The sequence below is a fragment of the Pontibacter locisalis genome, assembly GCF_042684605.1.
Lineage (GTDB): Bacteria > Bacteroidota > Bacteroidia > Cytophagales > Hymenobacteraceae > Pontibacter > Pontibacter locisalis.
The window spans coordinates 222,150-241,830 of the sequence record NZ_JBHULU010000009.1 but is presented as its reverse complement, the minus strand read 5'-3'; the positions used below and the strand labels follow the sequence as shown (position 1 = coordinate 241,830).

General features: G+C 43.7%; 16 protein-coding genes. 4 read left to right on the top strand and 12 right to left on the bottom strand.

Features of this window, described 5'->3' with window-relative positions:
- Nucleotides 1-181 precede the first annotated feature (181 nt).
- On the top strand, nucleotides 182-1,636 hold the full coding sequence (locus ACFSRY_RS06770) for a TolC family protein (RefSeq protein WP_377504346.1): 1,455 nt from the start codon (nucleotides 182-184) through the stop codon (nucleotides 1,634-1,636).
- An 8-nt stretch (nucleotides 1,637-1,644) separates the two neighbouring features.
- Here the strand turns inward: ACFSRY_RS06770 and ACFSRY_RS06765 are convergent, their stop codons facing one another.
- The 7 genes from ACFSRY_RS06765 to ACFSRY_RS06735 form a co-directional block, all read right to left on the bottom strand.
- Nucleotides 1,645-3,201 (bottom strand): glycoside hydrolase family 10 protein, encoded by a 1,557-nt coding sequence (locus ACFSRY_RS06765; RefSeq protein WP_377504344.1) that lies wholly within the window; start codon nucleotides 3,199-3,201, stop codon nucleotides 1,645-1,647.
- Between the two features lie 131 nt (nucleotides 3,202-3,332).
- Nucleotides 3,333-4,376, bottom strand: coding sequence for a glycosyl hydrolase family 18 protein (locus ACFSRY_RS06760; RefSeq protein WP_377504342.1), 1,044 nt, complete (start codon nucleotides 4,374-4,376; stop codon nucleotides 3,333-3,335).
- Nucleotides 4,377-4,456: 80 nt separating this feature from the next.
- Entirely contained in the window at nucleotides 4,457-6,037 is a 1,581-nt protein-coding gene (locus ACFSRY_RS06755; RefSeq protein WP_377504340.1) for a PKD domain-containing protein, read from the bottom strand.
- Between the two features lie 7 nt (nucleotides 6,038-6,044).
- Nucleotides 6,045-6,830 (bottom strand): hypothetical protein, encoded by a 786-nt coding sequence (locus tag ACFSRY_RS06750; RefSeq protein WP_377504338.1) that lies wholly within the window; start codon nucleotides 6,828-6,830, stop codon nucleotides 6,045-6,047.
- 14 nt (nucleotides 6,831-6,844) lie between these two features.
- The gene (locus tag ACFSRY_RS06745; protein WP_377504336.1) at nucleotides 6,845-8,338 is read right to left on the bottom strand and encodes a SusD/RagB family nutrient-binding outer membrane lipoprotein; all 1,494 of its coding nucleotides are present in this window, start codon (nucleotides 8,336-8,338) and stop codon (nucleotides 6,845-6,847) included.
- Nucleotides 8,339-8,365: 27 nt separating this feature from the next.
- Nucleotides 8,366-11,404 carry a SusC/RagA family TonB-linked outer membrane protein gene (locus ACFSRY_RS06740; RefSeq protein WP_377504334.1) on the bottom strand — a complete coding sequence of 1,013 codons (3,039 nt, stop codon included), beginning with the start codon at nucleotides 11,402-11,404 and terminating at the stop codon, nucleotides 8,366-8,368.
- A 519-nt stretch (nucleotides 11,405-11,923) separates the two neighbouring features.
- The gene (locus tag ACFSRY_RS06735) at nucleotides 11,924-12,889 is read right to left on the bottom strand and encodes a lytic transglycosylase domain-containing protein (RefSeq protein WP_377504332.1); all 966 of its coding nucleotides are present in this window, start codon (nucleotides 12,887-12,889) and stop codon (nucleotides 11,924-11,926) included.
- 381 nt (nucleotides 12,890-13,270) lie between these two features.
- Here ACFSRY_RS06735 and ACFSRY_RS06730 point away from each other — a divergent pair, with 381 nt between their 5' ends.
- Complete coding sequence (locus tag ACFSRY_RS06730) at nucleotides 13,271-13,831, top strand: hypothetical protein (protein ID WP_377504330.1); 561 nt, start codon at nucleotides 13,271-13,273, stop codon at nucleotides 13,829-13,831.
- 73 nt (nucleotides 13,832-13,904) lie between these two features.
- On the opposite strand, the gene ACFSRY_RS06725 is transcribed toward ACFSRY_RS06730, so the two are convergent.
- Nucleotides 13,905-14,399, bottom strand: a complete 495-nt coding sequence (locus ACFSRY_RS06725) for a peroxiredoxin (protein ID WP_377504328.1) — start codon at nucleotides 14,397-14,399, stop codon at nucleotides 13,905-13,907.
- 142 nt (nucleotides 14,400-14,541) lie between these two features.
- Between ACFSRY_RS06725 and ACFSRY_RS06720 the strand changes: the two genes are divergently transcribed.
- Together ACFSRY_RS06720 and ACFSRY_RS06715 are read left to right on the top strand one after the other, a co-directional pair.
- On the top strand, nucleotides 14,542-15,234 hold the full coding sequence (locus ACFSRY_RS06720) for a glycosyltransferase family 2 protein (protein ID WP_377504326.1): 693 nt from the start codon (nucleotides 14,542-14,544) through the stop codon (nucleotides 15,232-15,234).
- Nucleotides 15,235-15,315: 81 nt separating this feature from the next.
- Complete coding sequence (locus ACFSRY_RS06715) at nucleotides 15,316-16,647, top strand: glycosyltransferase 87 family protein (protein ID WP_377504324.1); 1,332 nt, start codon at nucleotides 15,316-15,318, stop codon at nucleotides 16,645-16,647.
- 9 nt (nucleotides 16,648-16,656) lie between these two features.
- Here the strand turns inward: ACFSRY_RS06715 and ACFSRY_RS06710 are convergent, their stop codons facing one another.
- From ACFSRY_RS06710 to arsS, 4 genes are all read right to left on the bottom strand, one after another.
- Complete coding sequence (locus tag ACFSRY_RS06710) at nucleotides 16,657-17,343, bottom strand: DUF2461 domain-containing protein (protein ID WP_377504322.1); 687 nt, start codon at nucleotides 17,341-17,343, stop codon at nucleotides 16,657-16,659.
- A gap of 135 nt (nucleotides 17,344-17,478) precedes the next feature.
- A complete protein-coding gene (locus tag ACFSRY_RS06705; protein ID WP_377504320.1) occupies nucleotides 17,479-18,087 on the bottom strand; it encodes a TIGR04282 family arsenosugar biosynthesis glycosyltransferase in 609 nt (202 codons plus the stop codon).
- The gene (locus tag ACFSRY_RS06700) at nucleotides 18,080-18,595 is read right to left on the bottom strand and encodes a rhodanese-like domain-containing protein (RefSeq protein WP_377504318.1); all 516 of its coding nucleotides are present in this window, start codon (nucleotides 18,593-18,595) and stop codon (nucleotides 18,080-18,082) included. Before ACFSRY_RS06700 ends, ACFSRY_RS06705 begins: the two co-directional genes overlap by 8 nt.
- A 16-nt stretch (nucleotides 18,596-18,611) precedes the next feature.
- On the bottom strand, nucleotides 18,612-19,679 hold the full coding sequence (arsS, locus tag ACFSRY_RS06695) for an arsenosugar biosynthesis radical SAM (seleno)protein ArsS (protein WP_377504316.1): 1,068 nt from the start codon (nucleotides 19,677-19,679) through the stop codon (nucleotides 18,612-18,614).
- Nucleotides 19,680-19,681: the final 2 nt, after the last annotated feature.

The window sequence follows — 19,681 nt, the reverse complement described above, 5'->3', positions numbered from 1 at the left end:
AAAGATAATAATTATTATCAAACTTCCACATTTATGCACGGATTTAATAAAAAAGCTGCACATTCATGCATAATACATTTTGAACTCATGTTAAATTTCAGGTAATTAAAGAATCAAAATTCTAGGCATTTTATTGTGTAATTACAGGAATATGAACAAGCTCCTATTAACTGTTTTGTATATGCTGATTTTAAGCCAGCCAAGCTTAGCAGCAACAGAAGAAAGCTCACCCAACACCAAGATACTAACACTCGACGCAGTAATTCAATTAGCTAAAGAGCAATCTCCAAAGTACAGATACGCTTCAGTACTTTTTGAGAACAGGCAATGGCAGTATAAAACATATCGCTCAAATTTCCTTCCACAGCTAAACCTTAGTGGTGTGCTACCTGAGTATAATAAAACCATTGAGCCGCGGTTAACAGATAAAGGAAGCTTGATTTTTATTAACACCCATAATGCCAGTTCATCTATGCAGCTGTCTCTTGGGCAGGAAATATGGCCAACTGGAGGCTATATTTCAATAAACAGCCAGATGAAACGCATTGATGATTTTCAGGCAGACCTTAACCGTACCAGGTATTCTTCTGTACCTGCCACAATTACGCTCACTCAGCCAATTTTTGGCTTCAATAACCGATCATGGGACAGAAAAGTATCACCATTACGCTACGAAGAGGCTAAGCGCGATTACCGGGAGGAAATGGAGGAAATTGCAAAAGAAGCAACAAGTCATTTCTTTAACCTGTTGCTTAGCCAAATTGGTTACCAGATTGCAGAAAAGAATGTAGCGAACAATGACACCCTTTATAGAATTGCTGCTAAGAAATTTGCTGATGGTAAAATACCTGAAAATGAGTTGCTCCAAATGGAGCTTACTTTGCTAAACTCTGTTCAGAATCTAGATCAAGCTACACTGGATGTGGAGGCAAACACACTAAGGCTGAAAGTTTTTTTAGGTGTTACGGATAATTATCTGATAGAACTTGTACCACCAAGTGAAATTCCACAGTTTGAAGTGGATGAACAATTAGCTTTGGAACAAGCTCACAAGAACAGACAGCGAGTCATCAGTTTTAAACGTGAGCTTCTGGAGGCAGAGATGCGCATGGCAAGAGCTAAGGGCGAAACAGGCTTCAATGCAAACCTTTTTGCGTCCTTTGGCCTTACACAGCAGGCTGTGGAGTTTCAGGAGGCATATCTCGATCCCTCTCAGCAACAACGGATTCGTTTAGGATTTACTGTTCCTGTGATGGATTGGGGAAGAACAGATGCAATCATTGGTACCGCAAAAGCAAATCAAACTTTAGTTAAAGCAAATGTGGAGCTACAAAAAATAAATTTTGATCAGGAAATTTATCTAAATGTTAAGCGATTCAGGGTGCTACGGAAACAAATGTCGGGCGCTAAACGTGCAGATGAAATAGCTGAAAGGCGTTACCTGGTGACATTAGACAGGTATCTGGAGGGCAAAATAGGACTTCTGGATCTAAATGTAGCGACAGAGGAAAGAGACAAAGCCAGCCGTAGCTACATCAGTTCTTTACGTAACTTCTGGCTGGCTTACTATACTCTCCGTAGTCTCACGCTATATGATTTCGAGACTAATCAGCCGTTGGGTTTGCCGGCGTCTTAAGCTAATATTTACTTAAACTTTACTTTTAGCACATTGGAAGGAGCACTTTCATTTTTTAATCTGTCGATAGAAGTAACCACATACTGATAGGTTTTCCCACGGAAGACGTTCTTATCTTCGAAGTAATTTAGCCCTTTATCAAAGCTTATTTTCAGGATCTTCCTTGGGTTCTGCAAATCAACCTTTTCATCACCCTCAAAGCGATAAATGACATAACCGTACACTTCATCTTCGTACTGACTTTCTGCTGGCATTTCCCACATAATTTTTGCCGATTGATTTGCCCTGAAGAACAGAAACCTCTTTTCCCGAACATCACTAAGCTCAGCGGGTGCCGCAGGAGCTATATTATCCAGCCACTGCATTTGGGGTTGTAGCGCCGGATACCGGTAAAGTTCATGTTGCAAAGAGTCTCTGAAACCAGCAAGATTATTGGTCAGCGACTTTGAACTGAAGAACACGCTGCCTTGCACGAGAGGGTTCTCACGAAGGTAGCGTACCTGATTTGGAAGCTGCTGTTTATCGCGCCAGCCTTCACGATCTTCCATAGCTCTGTAAACTCCCTGCCCTACGTACACATGCTTTCCAAATGAATTAGCACTCCACCAATCCACCAGCTTTTCATAAGGGGCGGCAGGAAAATTAAAAGGAAAGTATACCTGCGGATTCACATAATCTATCCAACCCTCCTGCACCCATTTGCGGGCATCTGCATACAAAGCACTGTACCCCGACAAGCCATTACTCTCAGAACCTAGAGGATCATGCGCTTTGTTTCGCCAGATTCCGAAGGGGCTAATACCAAATTTCACGAACTTTTTCTCAGCATGGATTTTTTCAGACAATGTCTTGATCAGGATATCAACATTGTTTCTTCTCCAGTCTTCAATAGTAGCAAATTCTTGCCCATAAAGCTGATAGGTTGTTGAATCTGGCAACGGGCTTTTGCCAGGATAAGGATAAAAGTAGTCATCGAAGTGTACGCCATCTATGTCATATTTTTTTACGACATCCATGATCACTTCAACAATGTATTCCCGAACCTCTGGCAGCCCCGGGTTAAAATATTTTTTACCGGCGTAAGTAAAAAACCACTCCGGTTTTGTACGGGTAATGTGTTCGGCACTGGTAAGAGAGTCGATAAGATTGTTTGTTGCACGATAAGGATTAAACCACGCATGAAGTTCCATACCCCGCTTGTGTGCCTCCTTTATGGCAAACTCAAGCGGGTCATAGGAAGGATCCAAAGGAGCAAGACCCTGCTTTCCTGTCAGGAACATGCTCCATTGCTCCCGGCTCTTAGCATAGAGCGCATCTGTAGATGGCCGGACCTGCAGCATTACAGCATTGATACCCGTCTTCTGGTGCTCATCCAGTATATCCAGAAGCTCCTGTTTCTGCATTGTCGGGTCAACGCCCACGGCAGCTTTTGTGGGCCAATCGATGTTTTGTACTGTGGCAACCCATACGCCCCTGAACTCCCTTTTTGGAGAATACTTACTTTCCTGTGCGTAAACAGTGGTAATAAGAAGCAATAATAAAAGGACAAGTATGTTTACTTTCATTCCTGATTAATTTTTTGATATAAAAAAGCCCTCCACTTACTAAGTTAATGGAAGGCTTTTTAAAGTATTAACTTAAATAGATCAAGAGCAGGTTACAACTCTTATAAAATCCAATTTCTTAAAATTAAAGCTTAGTAGGGCCTACCTAACTTATCATTAATAGCTTTAAGCAAAGAGTGCTGCCCATTAGCATCCTGATAAAACTCCCAAACCATAAGACCGTTTGCCTGTGTTTGAGCAAGTGCTGCCTTGCGCTTCACGGTTTCAACCCCATTATAATAATAGGTCGTACCGTTTACTACAAATGAATCTTCAGACGGGTTTGCGCCCTTCCATAGTAAGTCACGGTAGGTAAGGGCGCTGTTAGAGCTATTTTTCCCATAAGCAGGTATACCGATAACAGCCTTACTTTTTGGTAGCCCCTTCTCATTAATCCAAATATTTAAACTCTCCTCAGCCATACGGTAGGATGAGTGTTGTCCAGGATCTTCAGAGTCCCAGCCAATTCCATCATACATCATAATGTTAAAGAAATCCACATGCTGGATTGACTCTTCTGTGATACCATCCCGCACTGAACCTGCATAAACAGCAGGTGTTACCGCCACACTCAGGAACTTATGCCAAACATGGAGTGAGTCAGACAGCTCCTTTACCAGTGCAGTATAGGTAATGTTGTTCGCTTTATTTGCGCGAGGATATTCCCAGTCTAAATCTACTCCATCCAGGTTATTGCGCAGCACAAAGTTAACAATATTGCCTACGAATTTAGTACGATAACCCGGATTAGAAGCAAGTGCAGAATAAACGCCTTCACTACCCGCTAAAGAAATAGCTGTTTTTATACCATTCGCACGGGCAGTTTCCATAACCTGTTTAAATCGATCAGGATTGCCTAACTCTTTCAGAGACCCATCCGCATTCGGATACAAAAAAGCATAATTAAGATGGGTTATCATCTTATACTTCTTTACATCAATTGAATCAGGGTTACGACTTTCTGAATAGTAGGCTACAATCTTAAAGCTTTGATCTCCCTCGTAATCTCCTGAAGGTGGAGTCAGAGCTTCAACTTTATCGCCAGTATTATAATCATCCGGAACCCAATCGATATCATCTTCACAGGATTGCAGGGCAAACACGGACAGTATGGCTAAGAATAAATATTTTTTCATATTTCTTAATGTTTATGACCGGGTGCCAAAGTACAAGTGTGGCACCCAGCCTTATTATAGAGTCCTCTAAAACAGGGGAATTAACGTTTTACGTGATCTATTGCAAGACCATATGGAACATAACCTCTCAGGAAGAACTCTGGAGAGCCGCTGCCATCTAGAGGATAGCGCTTTATACCAGAGTCATTTCCATTGCCAATAACTGCTCCACTCGCACTTAAATCTGTGCCGCTACGGAAGCTATAATAGATGTAGCCCGCACTACCATCATCTGGTGTGTTATCGATCTCTATATCAGTTATAAAAGTATGTTCCGTGGCACCACCTTCATCTGAGAAACCAGTGACAGCGTCTATCAGCTGTATGTTACTACCGTCCAGGTTACTTACATATAGGCCTTTGCTATACCCTCCGCCTGTTACACTAACAGCAAAGTAGATTTTGCCATTTTCTTCGTCAACAACAAAACTTCTTATCTTTAACTCTTTAAGCCCTGGTATAGCTTCAATGAACTGGCCTGCCATGTTGTATTTATAAAGTCCTTTACCCGTACCGTGCTTAGAATACCAGATGGTATTATTTACTATCTGCAGGCCACCATCAGTCCATCCGTAGGTACTGGAAGCGCCTATATCAGCAGCTGTAACACCAAATCTTACACTTGGATAAATAGCATCCTGAGAAGTAGAAGCAATAGAGCGTAAACCCGAGAACCTGCTTAACCAGTAAACAGTACCGTTCTCATCTACAGTACTCACAAAAGGATCATCACCATACTGACCAGTAGCCTGTGTGATCGTGTAGGGATTTTTTCCATCCAGGTCCACAGCGAAAATTTTCCCGTCAGCTGGTGTGCCCCATGCTGAGTAGGCAAGGTTAGCTCCGGCATCAGAAATAATGATCCTGTTGCTGAAGATATTTAAGGATAGCGGGTGCAGGCCCACACTGGCAGGTAGTTGCTCTGGTGTACTTTCTTCTACTTGTGTAAATCTGTATTTATAAAGTTTACCAGTAATCGCATCGGTAAAGTAAAGGGTCTTAACCAGCTCACCCATTACCACTACTTCAACAGATGTGCTTAGGGTCTCCTGTCCATCATTGATAGTAAGCGTAACGGTATAAACGCCTGGCTGCTGGTAAGCTACTGTAGGCGTTGCTTCAGTTGAGGTTTCCCCATTACCAAATTCCCAGGAATAAACCACATCCTTACCAGGATATTTAAAAACATTGGCTGAGAACTGTACTTCCTGCTGGTACAGAATTGCTTCCGGAGCGATAATTCTCGGCTGCATCTTCTTGATCTCAACTTGCTTGGTTACAGTTTCTACCTGTCCGCCTCTTTCAGCCGTAAGTGTTACGCTGTAGCTACCGGGTAACTCGTAAAATATAGTATCCGGCACTACGCCAGTGGCTGCACTAGTATCAATTATAGCACCGTTTGCACCTATCAACTTAGCACCTTCAAAACGCCAGTCATACTTCTCAGCATTTTTTGTACGGTTAAGAAGGAATACTTTGGCAGGTGCATAAATCTCCTGCTGCGGGAAGTCAAAATTTACAACAAACTCTCCGTCAGGAGCAATTGTGCTTATATCTTCTTTCTCACAACTCACCGTTGCAAGAGACAGTATCATCAGAAAAAATAATCTATATAGCTTCATTTCTTATTTAGTAAGATGATTCGAATTCATTGCTGCGTTCGGCTACCGCGCCTTTAGAAGTAGTTACACGGGCCGTAATAACGGCATGTATGTCGCCTACCTTCTTCAATTGTTTAAAGCCTTTCTCCTTAAGCAGTCCCTTTGTCAGGTTTTGCTGCAGGTAAGCTCTGCCTGCACTAGATATGCCTGTGCGAGCTCCACCTGTAATAACAAAATGATTATCTGTGGCTTCCGGAAAAAGATTCTGATATTCTGCCACCGTAATAGAATATGAAAGCTGATTTAACAGAATTTTATATGGCTCTTCGGGTAATTGATCCAGCAACTCTTCACCCTCTAAACTATATTTACCTGACTCTGGCTTAAAATTCTTGTACTCGCCGTTTAATACATAAGCATTTCTGGAAGTAACATAATAGCTATTAAGGCTGCGTCCCTCTTCCGGGAAAGTTTTCCAGGCAGTGTTGTTATAAATAGTATCGGTCACAACCATTACCGGATCATCCGGATTCCAGGTCTCTACAACAGTTTTATCTAATTCAAAATATAGTCCAAAGTCTTCGTACACTTTCTGAAGCAGCTCTACTTTTGAAATATCATCGTTACGCTGCCACGTAGTTACAGAAAAGGTAATAGTATCACCTACCTCCGGAGCACGGTTACTAACCGTCATCTGTACTTCCGGACGATAGGTATCTAATGACTTCCCTAGCTCTTCTATAGGTTCGTCTTTCTCGCACGCTGTCAGAGAGCACATGCCCAGACTTAATAAAAGTATCTTATATATCTTCATGATAAAGTGCGTTTTTAGAGGTTAGAATTTTCTTCCCACCAGAATTTTTTAGTAACCCAATCTCTTGCAGAGGCACCAAGACGTTCAATTTCTTTTGGGTTGTAGATGTACTCTGTCTGCGGGTCGTATGGTAGGCGCTGTATCCACTGGCCCTTAAATTCAGGCAGCACATTTTTAGGATAGTATATACCAGGATAAGCATACTCCTTGTACTGGTATCTTCTCATGTCCACCCAAGTCTCTGGCTGTAAGTAAAGCGCAATGTACTTCTGCATCATTATATCGCTTATCTCTAGAGCAGCGGCAGCTTTACGCACTTTCATCGACTCCATGTAATCATTGATATCCTCCTGGCCTATACCCAAACGCTGCATGTTGGTCAGGATGCCCTGGCGATAGGCCTCCAGGGCCTCAGCTGTGTTTCCTTTATGAAAAGCAACCTCGGCTTTTATAAACAACAGCTCCTCCTTTAGTACATAAGCAAGCGGAGAGTTATCAGCAGTCCAGTACCCATTGTATAGATTTGGAAAATCATCCATGTCTCTTCCATCTAATCCCTCTGAGGCTCGGGCAGCTTCGTAGTTGTTGTTTTTACCCGGTGTTGTAAGTTTGTATAAGCGTGGGTCGTACTCCATTTCAGGCTCATCAACAGTAAGGTAATTCATAAAGAAGTCTGTTGGAACGCTATAAGTCAGGTAATTTCTGATATCAGCAAAGTTCCACTGAGGACTTGGAGTGCTTGGCCCCCACATGTTGCGCTCCCAATCCCGCTGAGGGTTATTGCTATAGTGATAGATGGCATCCTTCCAGTTGCTTAGTGCAGCGTTCACCTCACTTAAAACACGGTCATACCCGCCGTCGAAGTTGGCGGTGCGCAGGTACATTTTAGCCTTGATAGCATGTGCAAAGGATATCCAGTGCTGCAGGTTTCCCTGGTAAATTAAGTCTGAAGATGCATTCATCGTCTTGGCACCCGCACCCACATTTTGCAGGTCTGAAATACCTTCGTTCAGCAACTTTTCTATTTCCTGATACACAATTTCCTGTGAATCATAAGAAGGACTGAAGTCTCCTGTATAAGCTTCAAGTACTGGCATGTCACCGAATGAGTCCGTGGCCGTCAGGTATGAAAAGGCAAGGATAATCTTACCTACACCTTCGTAATTTTTAGAGCCTTCTTCCTGCGCACGCTCTATTAAACCTATCGCGTTACTTCCTACATCAAAATAATGCCAGCGCCATGCACCCAGACGCGTAATTTGATTGTAGTCCCATCTATCCTCTACAGATTTTGTCCCGTACCGAGAGGTCAAATAGAAGGAATGATAAGTAGTAAGGCGGGCATGGGCATACAAGTGATACGCCATGTTACCCTCTATACCCGGAAGCATTAAATTTGAGGAGGTGGTTACTGGTTGCACCGGGTTCTGATTGATGTCCAGCTTTTCCTCGCAGGAAGACAGCAGCATCAGCAGTAAGGCCGGAACAAAGTATAATATCTTTTTCATGATTAAAGTCCCTGATTAACTGATAAATTAAAAACCAACTGAAATACCTATTGAATAGCTTTTAGCCAAAGGAATAGAGCCATAGTCTACACCAATTGTACTACCGCCCTCTGCACCTCCTGCATTAGGTCCTGCGCTGTTCACTTCCGGGTCTCCTCCAGAGTAGTTTGTAATAAGGAATGGATTTTGAGCTGACAGTTCCAGCTGCATACGATCTACATTAAGGCGCTGAGTCAGCGACTTTGGAAGGGAATAACTTAAGGTAGCAAAACGCATTCTAGCCCAGTTAACCTCCTCGATAAAATTGGTTCCTACAGCAGTATAGTTGGATGTGAAGTAGTTGTAGTCTAACACAACAGGCTTAGTGTTTTTCACATAGTTCCCATCGCCCTGCTCTACCACACCGTTAAATACAAACTCTTTATCTCTCCACTCCCCTATGTCCTCAGCAATACCAGCTGAAATCATACCTAAGCGAGTTGCATTGTACACGTCTCCCCCGATTCTGAAATCCCACAGGAATGAAAGGTTAAAGTTTTTGTATTTGAACTTGTTAAGTAAACCAAAATTTACTTCTGGCTCACGATTACCAATGTACTGCTGCTTGTTCTCCGAGTCAATCACTGGGTAACCATCTGCGCCAATGACAACATAGCCATCTTCATTACGCTTGTAATCTGTACCAATAATTCCCAGTACAGGCTCATCCAGTTTCGATCCTGCAATTGCTGAAGAGTATGGTTGCCCGAAGGTGTAAGGGAATACACGCACCTGGTCCGGCAGCTCCAGCATTTTGGAGCGGTTACCCCATGCATTCACTGTCATGTCCCAGGTAAAATCACCAGCCTTCACAGGTGTACCACCCAAAGAGATCTCTATACCTTTATTATGAATGCTACCAGCATTGAATGTCTGAATAACATAACCTGTAGTTAGGGGAACACGGGCTCGTATAATCTGATCTTCACTTTTGGCTTCATAGTAGGTTGCGTCCAATGTCACGCGATTATCGAAAAGGCGAAGCTCAAGACCATATTCCTTCTCGGTTGTAGTTTCCGGCTTCAGGTTAGGATTACCAGCAATGGCGTCCTTAACAAAGCCTCCACCTATACCCTGGTATTTTATAAGGTTTGCGTCTGTGCTGTAAATAGGAGCATCCTTACCTACTTTTGCATAGCTTGCGCGGAGTTTACCAAACCAGTGCTGCGAGTTAAACAACTCAGAGAAAGCAAAGCTGGCTCCGAGTGAAGAGTAATAAAAAGAGCGGTTGTCCCTTGGCAACGTAGAGCTCCAGTCGTTACGCCCGGTATAGTTAAGGCTAAACAGCGTTTTATATTCAACTTTGAAATCGCCATACAATCCGTACCTTCTTCTCCTGAAAAGTCCTTCTCCTACGCCGATATTCAAAGGCTCAATTACGTTTACACTATGAATATCAGGATTTTGGAACGTTTCACCTGAAAGAGAGAGCGTTTTGCCTTCATAGTATTCATCATTAGCTCCCAGTACTATCGTTGTGTGAATATCTGAAGTAATATCTTTATTCACAGTGGCATTCAAAGTGGATGTGATATTGGTGTAATTGCCTCCACTACGATACAAGCGACCATCCCAGCTCCCTGGTGTACCTGGTACGCTTACATAACCATATTCCTGATTGTAGAAGTCCTGACCAAGGCGATAGGAAAGGCTAAGCCAAGAAAGCACATCATAGTTCAGCAAGCCATTCAGCACAATACGCTTCACATCAGTGTTCCTTGGGTTTTTGTACACTCCCCACAATGGAGAAATGATAGCAGCATCGTCTCTATTAAGATCCGGAGTACCATTGTCATTGTGGAATACATAATACGGATCTCCGTTCGGATACTGATAGTTGCGGACATCGTAGCGCAGTGGATAGCTATAAATGCTGTTTGCCCAACCACCCGAGCTAGATCCTACCAATCCCTCCTGAATGCTGTTGTCGATGTAGTTGGCTGATGCTGTAAGGGAAAGCTTATTTGATAAGTGTGCAGATCCCTTCATCAGCAAAGATAATTTCTCTGTTTCTGTATTTGGGATAGTAGCGGTTCCTGTGCGGTAGTTACCTGATAAGTAATAGGTATACTTTTCTGTTCCTCCGTTTATGTTCAGGTTTGCATCGTGCGTAACACCTGTTTGAAAGAAGCGTTGAGGGTTATGATAAATAGGCTCATCTACTCTGTACTTACGACCCCAGGAGGAGGTAGTACTAGGATCGAAAGTACCACCGTAACCTACAGTGTATAGTTTCTGCTGCTCTGGCAAACGACCTACTGATTCCACAAAAGTATTGTAAGAGGCGTTTAACCGCATATCGCCAGCTTTACCTTTTTTAGTAGTTATTATTATTGCCCCAGAGGCAGCATCAATACCATATAAAGCAGAAGCAGAAGCTCCTTTCAAAACAGAAACACTTTCAATATCATCCGGGTTGAAGTCTGACAACCGGTTTACAGTTCCGTTTGTAGAAGCATTGCTTACCCGGATTCCATCCACAATGATTAATGGCTGGTTATCACCTGTCAAAGAAGACACACCTCGGAGAATGATTTCAGAAGGAAGCCCTGGAGAACCTCCTGAAGAAGAAATCTGCGCCCCTGCTATTTGTCCTTGCAAGGCGTTTACGATGTTAGGCTGATTTGAATTCTGGAGATTCTCACCTTCAATGGACTGAACAGAATAGGTTAGCGTACGCTTGTCACTCTCTATTCCCAGGGCAGTTATCACCACCTCCTCTAGTGCTTTTACATCAGGCTTGAGAGCGACGTTGAATTCGTTCTTGTCATCAACAGTACGCTCCTGCGTTAAGAAGCCAACAAAGCTGTAAACCAGCACTTGGCCCTGCTCCGCCTGGATAGCGTAGTTACCTTGAGCACCAGTGTAAGTTCCCATAGTGCCTCCTTTAACTCTAACAGTAACTCCTGGCAATGGCGAACCATCCTCGGATGAAGTCACGACACCGGTTATAGCCTTACCTTGTGCAAAAACCTGCACAGAGAGCAAGACCAACCCCAGTAAACAAACGAGTAACCTTTTCTTCATAGGTGAGTGTTTGAATTGATTTTTAAATAAATTATCGAATATAAGTTAATGCATTAATCTATGTTTGCTCTTGCCACAAGTGCTCAATTTTAAAAATTCAGAGCAGGTAAATAGTGGTATTCAGTATTAGGAATGCTTTAAAGGCACTTAACTGGCTTTAAAGAGCACCCACAACAGCATACAGAACCTTTACCGACATAGCCGCACTTCTTTAAAGATTAGGAAAAGCTCTTTAAACAAATTGATTTTTAATAGCTTAACCACCTTTTCTTAAGCACATTGATTGTGGTGTTAAATTAAAGTAAAATATATAATACAACCTAGCTTTTGTGCGTAACTTTTTTATAATAACGCAAGAAAACGCATTAGAAACAACAAATATTTTCACCTAGCTTAGCACTATTAATTAAATGGCACTGGGCCAAATATCATATTGCGAACGCTGAAAGGATGGCTTGAAAAAAAAAGCAGTCCCTGAGGACTGCTTGAAAATTAAGATAATTTTGTTTTTTTACACTTCTACTGAGGCAACTCCAGCACAAACTCCCTGCCCTGCGGCACTGTCAGCTTATAAGTTTTTATCCAGGGGTTATACAAACGCAGAGTTTTGTAGTTCGTACCCTGTTCCAAAGCAAAAGCAGGAAGATCTGGTATAGTAGAGGTTACTTTAAGCTCACGCGTTGGCAGCGGCTGGTATCCATGTTCCTTTGGCACCTCAAAACCATACTTCTCAGGATTTCCGTAAATTTCTTTTAGCGCCAGTATCCTGAACATGTACCTGGAGGTCTCATCATTCAGGTACAAATCATAGTAAGAACTTACCCCCTGTCGCTCCAAAGCACGATTTATGCCACCCATACCCCGGTTATAGGAAGCCGCAGCATTGGTCCAGGAATCAAAGCGCTTGTGTGCTGTTTTAAGGTAGCGGATAGCTGCATGCGTTGATTTCTTTACATTAAAGCGCTCATCTACCTCCCCGTTCACCAGTAAGCCATAACCACGCGCAGTATCAGGCATCAACTGCCAGAAGCCGGCAGCTCCTGCCGGTGAAGTAACATGCCCGAAAAGGCTTTCGGCAAGTGCCAGGTAAATAAAATCTTCCGGAATATCATTTTCAACAAGCAGCTCTTTTATCTCAGGCACATAGCGTTGCATGCGTTTTAAACCAAGTAAAGTGGTAGCATGCAAGTATGAATTTACGAGTAGTTCACGATCCAGTCTCTCTGCCACATCCGGAACATCAAGAGGAACAGGTTCGCCGGCAAAGGTCATCTCTGCAGGTAAGGGAGGCGGAGCAAACACTTTCCTGTCCACCTTCGCATCTGCTTCTACATCCGAAACAAGGGGATCATAGGGTACTTGTTGCTGACTACACAGCTGCAGTGCTATTACAATAATTACCGTTACCCAAATATACTTCCAGATCTGCTGTGCCATTCTATACTCCTTTCTTGTTTGTTGCTCTCCTACAGGATAACAGTCCATAAACTGTTTTATTCTTTAATTTAAGGAAAAAAAACGAGAAGGTTTTAAGATTAGCGGCTAATTACACTCCATTCCTGATTTATTGACACAAAAAAACAACCGACTAACACACTGATTACCAGAACAAAAAAAAATAAAAGACAAGATGTTAGGACTGACATTCCTCTAACAGAACGTCAATCAAATGCTTGATTAACGTAATCCATTTTTCTCCTTTCCTGATTACACCGTTTTCTGACAGTAGCTTTTCTCACCCGCTTATCTTTGTTGATTGAGAGTTCTTATCTACTTGCTTGGCACCGGGTGACAAGATTTATATTTATCTTTCATAATATTCTCTGTTTATGCTTACTTTGCCAAATATCAAAAGCACCCTTGTAGATGAAAGCATATTTTAAAACGATGTTGTGTTTGTTCTTCGCTTCAGCCCTTTTAATATCCTGCGAAGAATGCGGAGAACCCACCATTACACCTATTACAGAAGACGACGCTAAGTGGCTGGTTTACAATAACCAGGACACAATCAGGTACACCAGTAACACGAATGAGCAGGTGAAGTTTTTACTCTCTAATGCCTTCACTGAAAATGTACCTGGAGAAGGTTATTCTATTTCAGACGATTGTATAGAGGAAATGAATACACAGGCCGGTCGTATAGTTCAGGATGTAAAGCAGAAGTGGCCAGGCATGGCAACCTATATCCTGAAAAGCCCAAACGACCTAAGAGTGAGCTTGGTTGTACAAGGTGGTCCAGCGATAGAGATTGATGAGAACAACCCAACTTATCCTACGAAGCGGATAAATGAAGTTAATTACCTGAATGTTTTCGAGGTGAATAAAGACAGCACCAAAGTAGGTGACCTAAAGCGAATCTTCTTTAACCGGGATAGTGGCTTCATCAGGGTTGAGTACTATGGAGGCAGAACACTACAGTTGCAGTAGCCAGATGGTAAAACAAAAGAGGTAGCCGAAAAAACGGCTACCTCTTTTGTTTTACCCACTTTGCTATCAAAGCTTATACTTCCTGGTGCTTCAGTTCTTCTTCCTTTTCAAGCTCCTGTAGCACACTTATAGCGGTACTAACATGCTCCAATGGCTTGGTCATAGAGTTGAAGATGTAGCGAACAACACCTTTTTTATCAATGATATAGGTTACCCGACCCGGTAAAATTCCAAGCTTACGTGGAACTCCAAACAAGCTGCGGAGTTGCCCATCTTTATCACTCAACAATATAAATGGCAGATGGTAAATACGTTCAAAACGTTTATGTGAATCCACACTATCAGAACTGACGCCCACTACCTCCGCACCTTGTTCCTTAAAAGTTTCATATTGATCCCTGAACTCACATGCTTGCTTTGTACAGCCAGGGGTTCTGTCTTTTGGATAAAAATACAATACAACATTTTTCTTCTTTAACAGGTCATACAGGCGAAATATACCCCCATCCTGCCTATTCAACTCGAAATCAGGTACTTTATCACCTACTTTTACTGCTTCTCTTCCCATCTTATTAATATCTTTTTACTCTCTGTATATAAACCAGGCCTGCCTTAAAAAGTTCGTTCGCAAGTTCATTCAAATACAATTAACAGACAACAATAGTTTACATTTAAGAATTTGAGGATATTTGCACCCATTCATACTTGCTATGCCCCTCATTAACGTCATCATTCCCGCTTACAACGAAGAGAAGTCTATTGCTAAAGTTATAAAAGCAATCCCTCCCGGACTTGTAGCCGAGGTAATTGTAGTCAATAATAATTCAACCGATGCTACTGCATCGGTTGCTGCAGAGGCAGGGGCTACAGTGCTGCATGAACCAAATGCTGGCTATGGCAATGCCTGCCTCAAGGCGATTGATTATGTAGCAGCAAAATCTGCTGCTACGCAGCCAGACATCATTGTTTTTCTGGATGGTGATTTTTCTGATTTCCCGGAGGAGATGCCTAAACTGGTACAACCCATCTTACAGAAAGACGCAGACCTGGTGATTGGTTCCAGAGCGTTGGGGCAACGAGAATATGGGGCTATGATGCCTCAGCAAATATTTGGCAACTGGCTCGCCACAACTCTTTTAAAATGGATGTATAAGGCCCGCTTTACTGACCTGGGTCCTTTTCGGGCTATAAAGCTACAGACACTTTTAGACCTTGACATGCGTGATCGCACCTATGGGTGGACAGTAGAAATGCAAGCCAAAGCTGCCCGGAAAAGAATTAAATATGCTGAGGTGCCTGTTAGCTACAGGAGAAGAATTGGTACCTCAAAAGTGTCAGGTACGGTAAAGGGTACGCTGATGGCTGGTTATAAAATTATTTTTACCATCTTTAAATACGTATAGTAATTCTTTACTTTCCTTTTATTTCAGCATAGTTGCCATACTACCTAAAGCACAATATTAATCACGGATCTGGTATAAACCATGTCAAGAAGCCACATAGTTAACTATTCTTTACTGGGCTTATCAGCGGTAGCTTATGTGGCTTTGGCTTACACCACACCACGCACCGAATTCACGCAGCTGCTCCTTCTGTATACTTTTACTTTTGCGGCTTACATATACGTAGTTAACAACAAGGTAAACATCTGGCACGGCATCGCGGCGGCAATTTTTTTCAGGTTGCTTTTCCTTTTTGCTGAGCCCGCTTTGTCTGATGATTTTTATAGGTTTATCTGGGATGGCAGGCTACTTCATGCAGGTATTAACCCCTATCTACACCTGCCAGGATATTTTCTTTCTGCGGAAGCGCCACCAATAGCGGGCATATCAAGGGACTTGTTTCAACAATTAAATTCGCAGCAGTACTACAGCGTTTATCCGCCCGTTTCGCAGGCTGTTTTCTGGCTTGCGGCAAAAGTTTCTCCAGAAAGCATAGCAGGAAGCCTGCTGACAATGCGCCTCATACTTATGCTGGCAGAGATAGGGAGTATGTTCCTGTTACTGCGGCTTCTAAGAAAGATGGTGCTGCCTGAGAGGCACCTGCTACTATATGCATTAAACCCGCTGGTAATCATTGAACTCACCGGTAATCTGCACTTCGAGGCCCTCATGATCTTCTTCTTGTTGCTCATGCTGTACCAGTTATTTTACCAGAGGCTCGTCATTTCAGGTGTTGCTTTAGGGATGGCGATTGGCACCAAACTCCTGCCACTCATGTTTCTTCCATTCCTTCTCAGGAGGTTGGGATTTCGAAAATTCCTCCTATTTATTGGAGCGACCTTAGCTACTTTGCTGGCTGTATTTTATCCGTTGGCTTCCTTAGATGTTATAAATAACATTTTTCAGAGTATAGATCTATACTTTCAACGCTTTGAGTTTAACGCCAGCGTTTACTATCTACTCCGCTGGTTTGGCTTCCGGTTTACAGGCTATAACCAAATAGCCATTTTAGGCCCGGCTTTATCTGTTGTCACTTTCATTGTGATCATTGCCATGGCTTTTGTTAAGAAGCTGGGCTCCATCAGAAGACTGTCAGGCTACATGGCTGCAGCACTTACAGTATACCTGTTTCTGGCGACAACTGTGCACCCTTGGTACGTCTGCACCATACTGGCTCTTACCACCATGAGCATGTTTCGCTATGCTATCGTTTGGTCAGGACTCGCTATACTTTCCTACGCCACTTACCGGACCAGTACTTATCAGGAAGACCTGACTCTGGTAACGCTTGAGTATGCGCTTGTATTCTTATGGCTGGTGGCTGAACTGTATTTATACCGGCAACGCCACAACGTTAAAAACATGGAGAGCTAAAGGGGCAAATTATTTTTCCTCTTCAATTTCATGTAGGGGAGCTATCAGAAAGTTATAAAGTGGCTTAACTGTTTTAAAGCTCTCCAGCACCACATCCAGGAACTCCTTACTGAGCACGATTTTATCTGGCAGAGGCATAACAGCGTTCCAGCTTTTGTGGCGCAGGTATTCTATAGCCGGGTTTTCTTTATCATATCCCTTGGGTGTAGTCTTTAACTTTTCACCCTGAAGCTCACCAAACCTTTCTTTGAAAGCAGGGGCCTCTATGATACTTTCCAGCTCATCCAGGTTATAATCAATTTCCTGACGTACAGCCTTCAGGTAATTTGATGGGGGCATCCATAAACCACTTGCCAAAAAAGAATTGTTATTTCCTGCCAAATGAAGGTAATATCCCGGAAGTATAGACTTCCTGCCAGCTTCGGTTATGTAAGCACCAAAGTGGTCTTTGTAAGGTCTTTTATCATTTGAAAAACGCACGTCTCTATAAATACGAAACACCAGGTCCTTCCCCTGCTGCCCCTGAGCCGCTGGTTCGAAATGCTGCATCTCGCCCAGGAGCTCATCCAGGAATGATATATAATTTTTGCGGGCATGCTCATACCGCTTTTTATTTTCTGGGAACCACTCCCGGGTATTATTAGCTGCCAGATCAGTGAGGAACTCAAGTGTATTCTTTTCGATAGTTACAGACATGATTGTACTTTGTGGAAGTATTTTTTTGAATGCCAGAGCAGAAAAACAATGCCTGCTCCTGCTTATTAGGATTCGAACAGTAAGAAAGCGCAGGTAAAAATTGATTAAAGGAACGAGACTGAAATCAGACCTGTATTAGGTTTTTTCTTCTCCCCAGAAGTCTTCACCCAGGTCTTCAATATAATCTACATCAGAGAGTTCTGGAAGAACTACATGAGACAAATGAAGCTTTTCTATATCATGAATAGTAGCCGGAAAAATATGCTCTGTACTCCAGCGCTTATTCCGGAAAAGCTCCGTGTACAGCTTGTTCATACCCAACAGATAATACCCTCCGTCCAGCGCCGGCCCAATAACAACTTCATGTGTTTCCAAAGCTTTGAAGGCACGCTCAATAATTTCCTGGGTAAGCTGATGACAGTCGCTACCGATAATCACCACAGAGGCGTAACCATTCTCAAAAGCATGGGCAAAAGCGGCTTCCATTTTATCACCAAGGTCACCGGAAGGCTGCACTTGCTTTTGGTATTTCTCATTTGGCCACATATCCTGCTGCTTCACCTCGTTGGAATAATAAACCAACTTATCTACAGCAAGATCTTGAGTAACCTGCTTCGTATGCTGCAGCAGGTGCATATAGATTGCCAGCGCCTCCTCCGGCCCAACAGAGGCCGCCAACCTTGTTTTTACTTTCCCCAGCTCAGGATTGCGTACAAAGAGCATGAGCAGTTTTTTATCATTCATAAACCTTCTCTCCTTTCGTTAACCAGATCCCCCAGGCACGTGAGTAAGCGTGTACCTTCTGAGTCTGCCCCTCTTCACTAAAAACCGGGAATCCTTTGTTTACCCATTCGAAAATTCCACCATAGAGGTTATACACGTTTAAGTAGCCTGCTCTTTTAAGTTGCTCTCCGACCTTTTCGCTGCGGTAACCAACAGAACAGTATACTACAACATGAGTTGACTTTGGAAGATGTTTTAATTGTTCTACCTTGAAGTTCTCGTAGTTCATAAAGCGGGCTCCCCGCAGATGACTTACTACAAATTCCTCATAACTCCTGGTGTCTAGCAGCACGAGACTCTCCTGTGAGTTACCCTCCAGGCTTTTCTCTAATGCAGCTGCTTTAATGAAAGGAACGGTATTCTTATACAGCCCCTGGAGCATTAGATGGTATGCTTTATTGCTAAGGGACTGTCCGGAGGCATTGAACATAAGCAGCAAAAGGAGGAACAGACAAAGATTTTTAGACATGAATTAACTGTACCTTTTATTTAACGGTCTCTCCGCCACAGCTGGATCCAGCGCCTGCCGTGCAGCCGTAGCAGTGCTGGTTAAGCACGATCTTTCGGTTGTTCAGCGCCGCCACATCAAAGTCGCGGATGTGCTGCGGAGAGGTATGTTCCACCTTCAGCTCCAGCATCTGGTTGAAGTCGCAGTCGTAGAGGTAGCCGTCCCAGCCCACAGAGATGGTGTTGCGGCACATCACGCCCGCCGCCGCTGTCGGGTTGAAGGCATCGATGAGCCTGTGCATGTAGCTCTCGTAGTTACCGCTCTGCACCAAATAGTCCAGGTAGCGGCTGATGGGCAGGTTGGTGATGCAGAAGATGTTATTGAAGTCGATGTCGTAGCCGCCCTTGAGACGGCGCTTGAATTCGGCCTCCAGCGATTTCTGCCCGCTTGGCAAAAATGCCCCACTGGGGTTGTACACCAGGTCGAGCAAAAGGCCCGTATCCTCCTTGCCATAGCCTACCGCATTGAGCATCTGCAGCGCCTTGATGGATTTCTCAAACACGCCGTCGCCGCGCTGGGCGTCGGTGCGGGAGGCCTGGAAGTAAGGCAGCGAAGACACCACGTGCACCCCGTGCATTTTGAAAAAATCCGGCAGGTCGTGGTATTTCTTGTTAGCCAGGATAATGGTGAGGTTGCAACGCACGATCACCTGCCTGCCAAGTACGGAGAGTTGTTCCACGAACCAGCGGAAGTCAGGGTTCATCTCCGGGGCGCCGCCCGTTAGGTCAACGGTGGTGATTCCGGGCGCCTGCTCCAGGGCATCCAGGCAGAGTTGCATCGTCTGGCGCGTCATGATCTCTTTGCGGTCCGGACCAGCGTCCACATGGCAGTGCCGGCAGGTCTGGTTGCACATTTTACCCACGTTGATCTGCAGGATGGTAGTGCCGGTCGGGATGAGCGGGTATAGACCGTGCTGGGCGAGCTGCTCAGCAAACACGGGAAACTGGTCGCCGTGGCTGGAGGGCTGCTGGAGCACGGTCAGCTGGAAGAGTGAGTCGGCCAGCTCGTGGTGCTGGCCCTTAAGTGATCTTGTCGTGGAACCCATAG

Bases quoted from the DNA above. Each gene is read 5' to 3' on its own strand.
- ACFSRY_RS06740 (WP_377504334.1), bottom strand. From the start codon at position 11,404: ATGAAGAAAAGGTTACTCGTTTGTTTACTGGGGTTGGTCTTGCTCTCT.
- ACFSRY_RS06720 (WP_377504326.1), top strand. From the start codon at position 14,542: ATGCCCCTCATTAACGTCATCATTCCCGCTTACAACGAAGAGAAGTCT.
- ACFSRY_RS06700 (WP_377504318.1), bottom strand. From the start codon at position 18,595: ATGTCTAAAAATCTTTGTCTGTTCCTCCTTTTGCTGCTTATGTTCAAT.
- ACFSRY_RS06750 (WP_377504338.1), bottom strand. From the start codon at position 6,830: ATGAAGATATATAAGATACTTTTATTAAGTCTGGGCATGTGCTCTCTG.
- ACFSRY_RS06755 (WP_377504340.1), bottom strand. From the start codon at position 6,037: ATGAAGCTATATAGATTATTTTTTCTGATGATACTGTCTCTTGCAACG.
- ACFSRY_RS06760 (WP_377504342.1), bottom strand. From the start codon at position 4,376: ATGAAAAAATATTTATTCTTAGCCATACTGTCCGTGTTTGCCCTGCAA.
- ACFSRY_RS06765 (WP_377504344.1), bottom strand. From the start codon at position 3,201: ATGAAAGTAAACATACTTGTCCTTTTATTATTGCTTCTTATTACCACT.
- ACFSRY_RS06730 (WP_377504330.1), top strand. From the start codon at position 13,271: ATGAAAGCATATTTTAAAACGATGTTGTGTTTGTTCTTCGCTTCAGCC.
- ACFSRY_RS06725 (WP_377504328.1), bottom strand. From the start codon at position 14,399: ATGGGAAGAGAAGCAGTAAAAGTAGGTGATAAAGTACCTGATTTCGAG.
- ACFSRY_RS06710 (WP_377504322.1), bottom strand. From the start codon at position 17,343: ATGTCTGTAACTATCGAAAAGAATACACTTGAGTTCCTCACTGATCTG.
- ACFSRY_RS06745 (WP_377504336.1), bottom strand. From the start codon at position 8,338: ATGAAAAAGATATTATACTTTGTTCCGGCCTTACTGCTGATGCTGCTG.
- ACFSRY_RS06715 (WP_377504324.1), top strand. From the start codon at position 15,316: ATGTCAAGAAGCCACATAGTTAACTATTCTTTACTGGGCTTATCAGCG.
- arsS (WP_377504316.1), bottom strand. From the start codon at position 19,679: ATGGGTTCCACGACAAGATCACTTAAGGGCCAGCACCACGAGCTGGCC.
- ACFSRY_RS06705 (WP_377504320.1), bottom strand. From the start codon at position 18,087: ATGAATGATAAAAAACTGCTCATGCTCTTTGTACGCAATCCTGAGCTG.
- ACFSRY_RS06735 (WP_377504332.1), bottom strand. From the start codon at position 12,889: ATGGACTGTTATCCTGTAGGAGAGCAACAAACAAGAAAGGAGTATAGA.
- ACFSRY_RS06770 (WP_377504346.1), top strand. From the start codon at position 182: ATGCTGATTTTAAGCCAGCCAAGCTTAGCAGCAACAGAAGAAAGCTCA.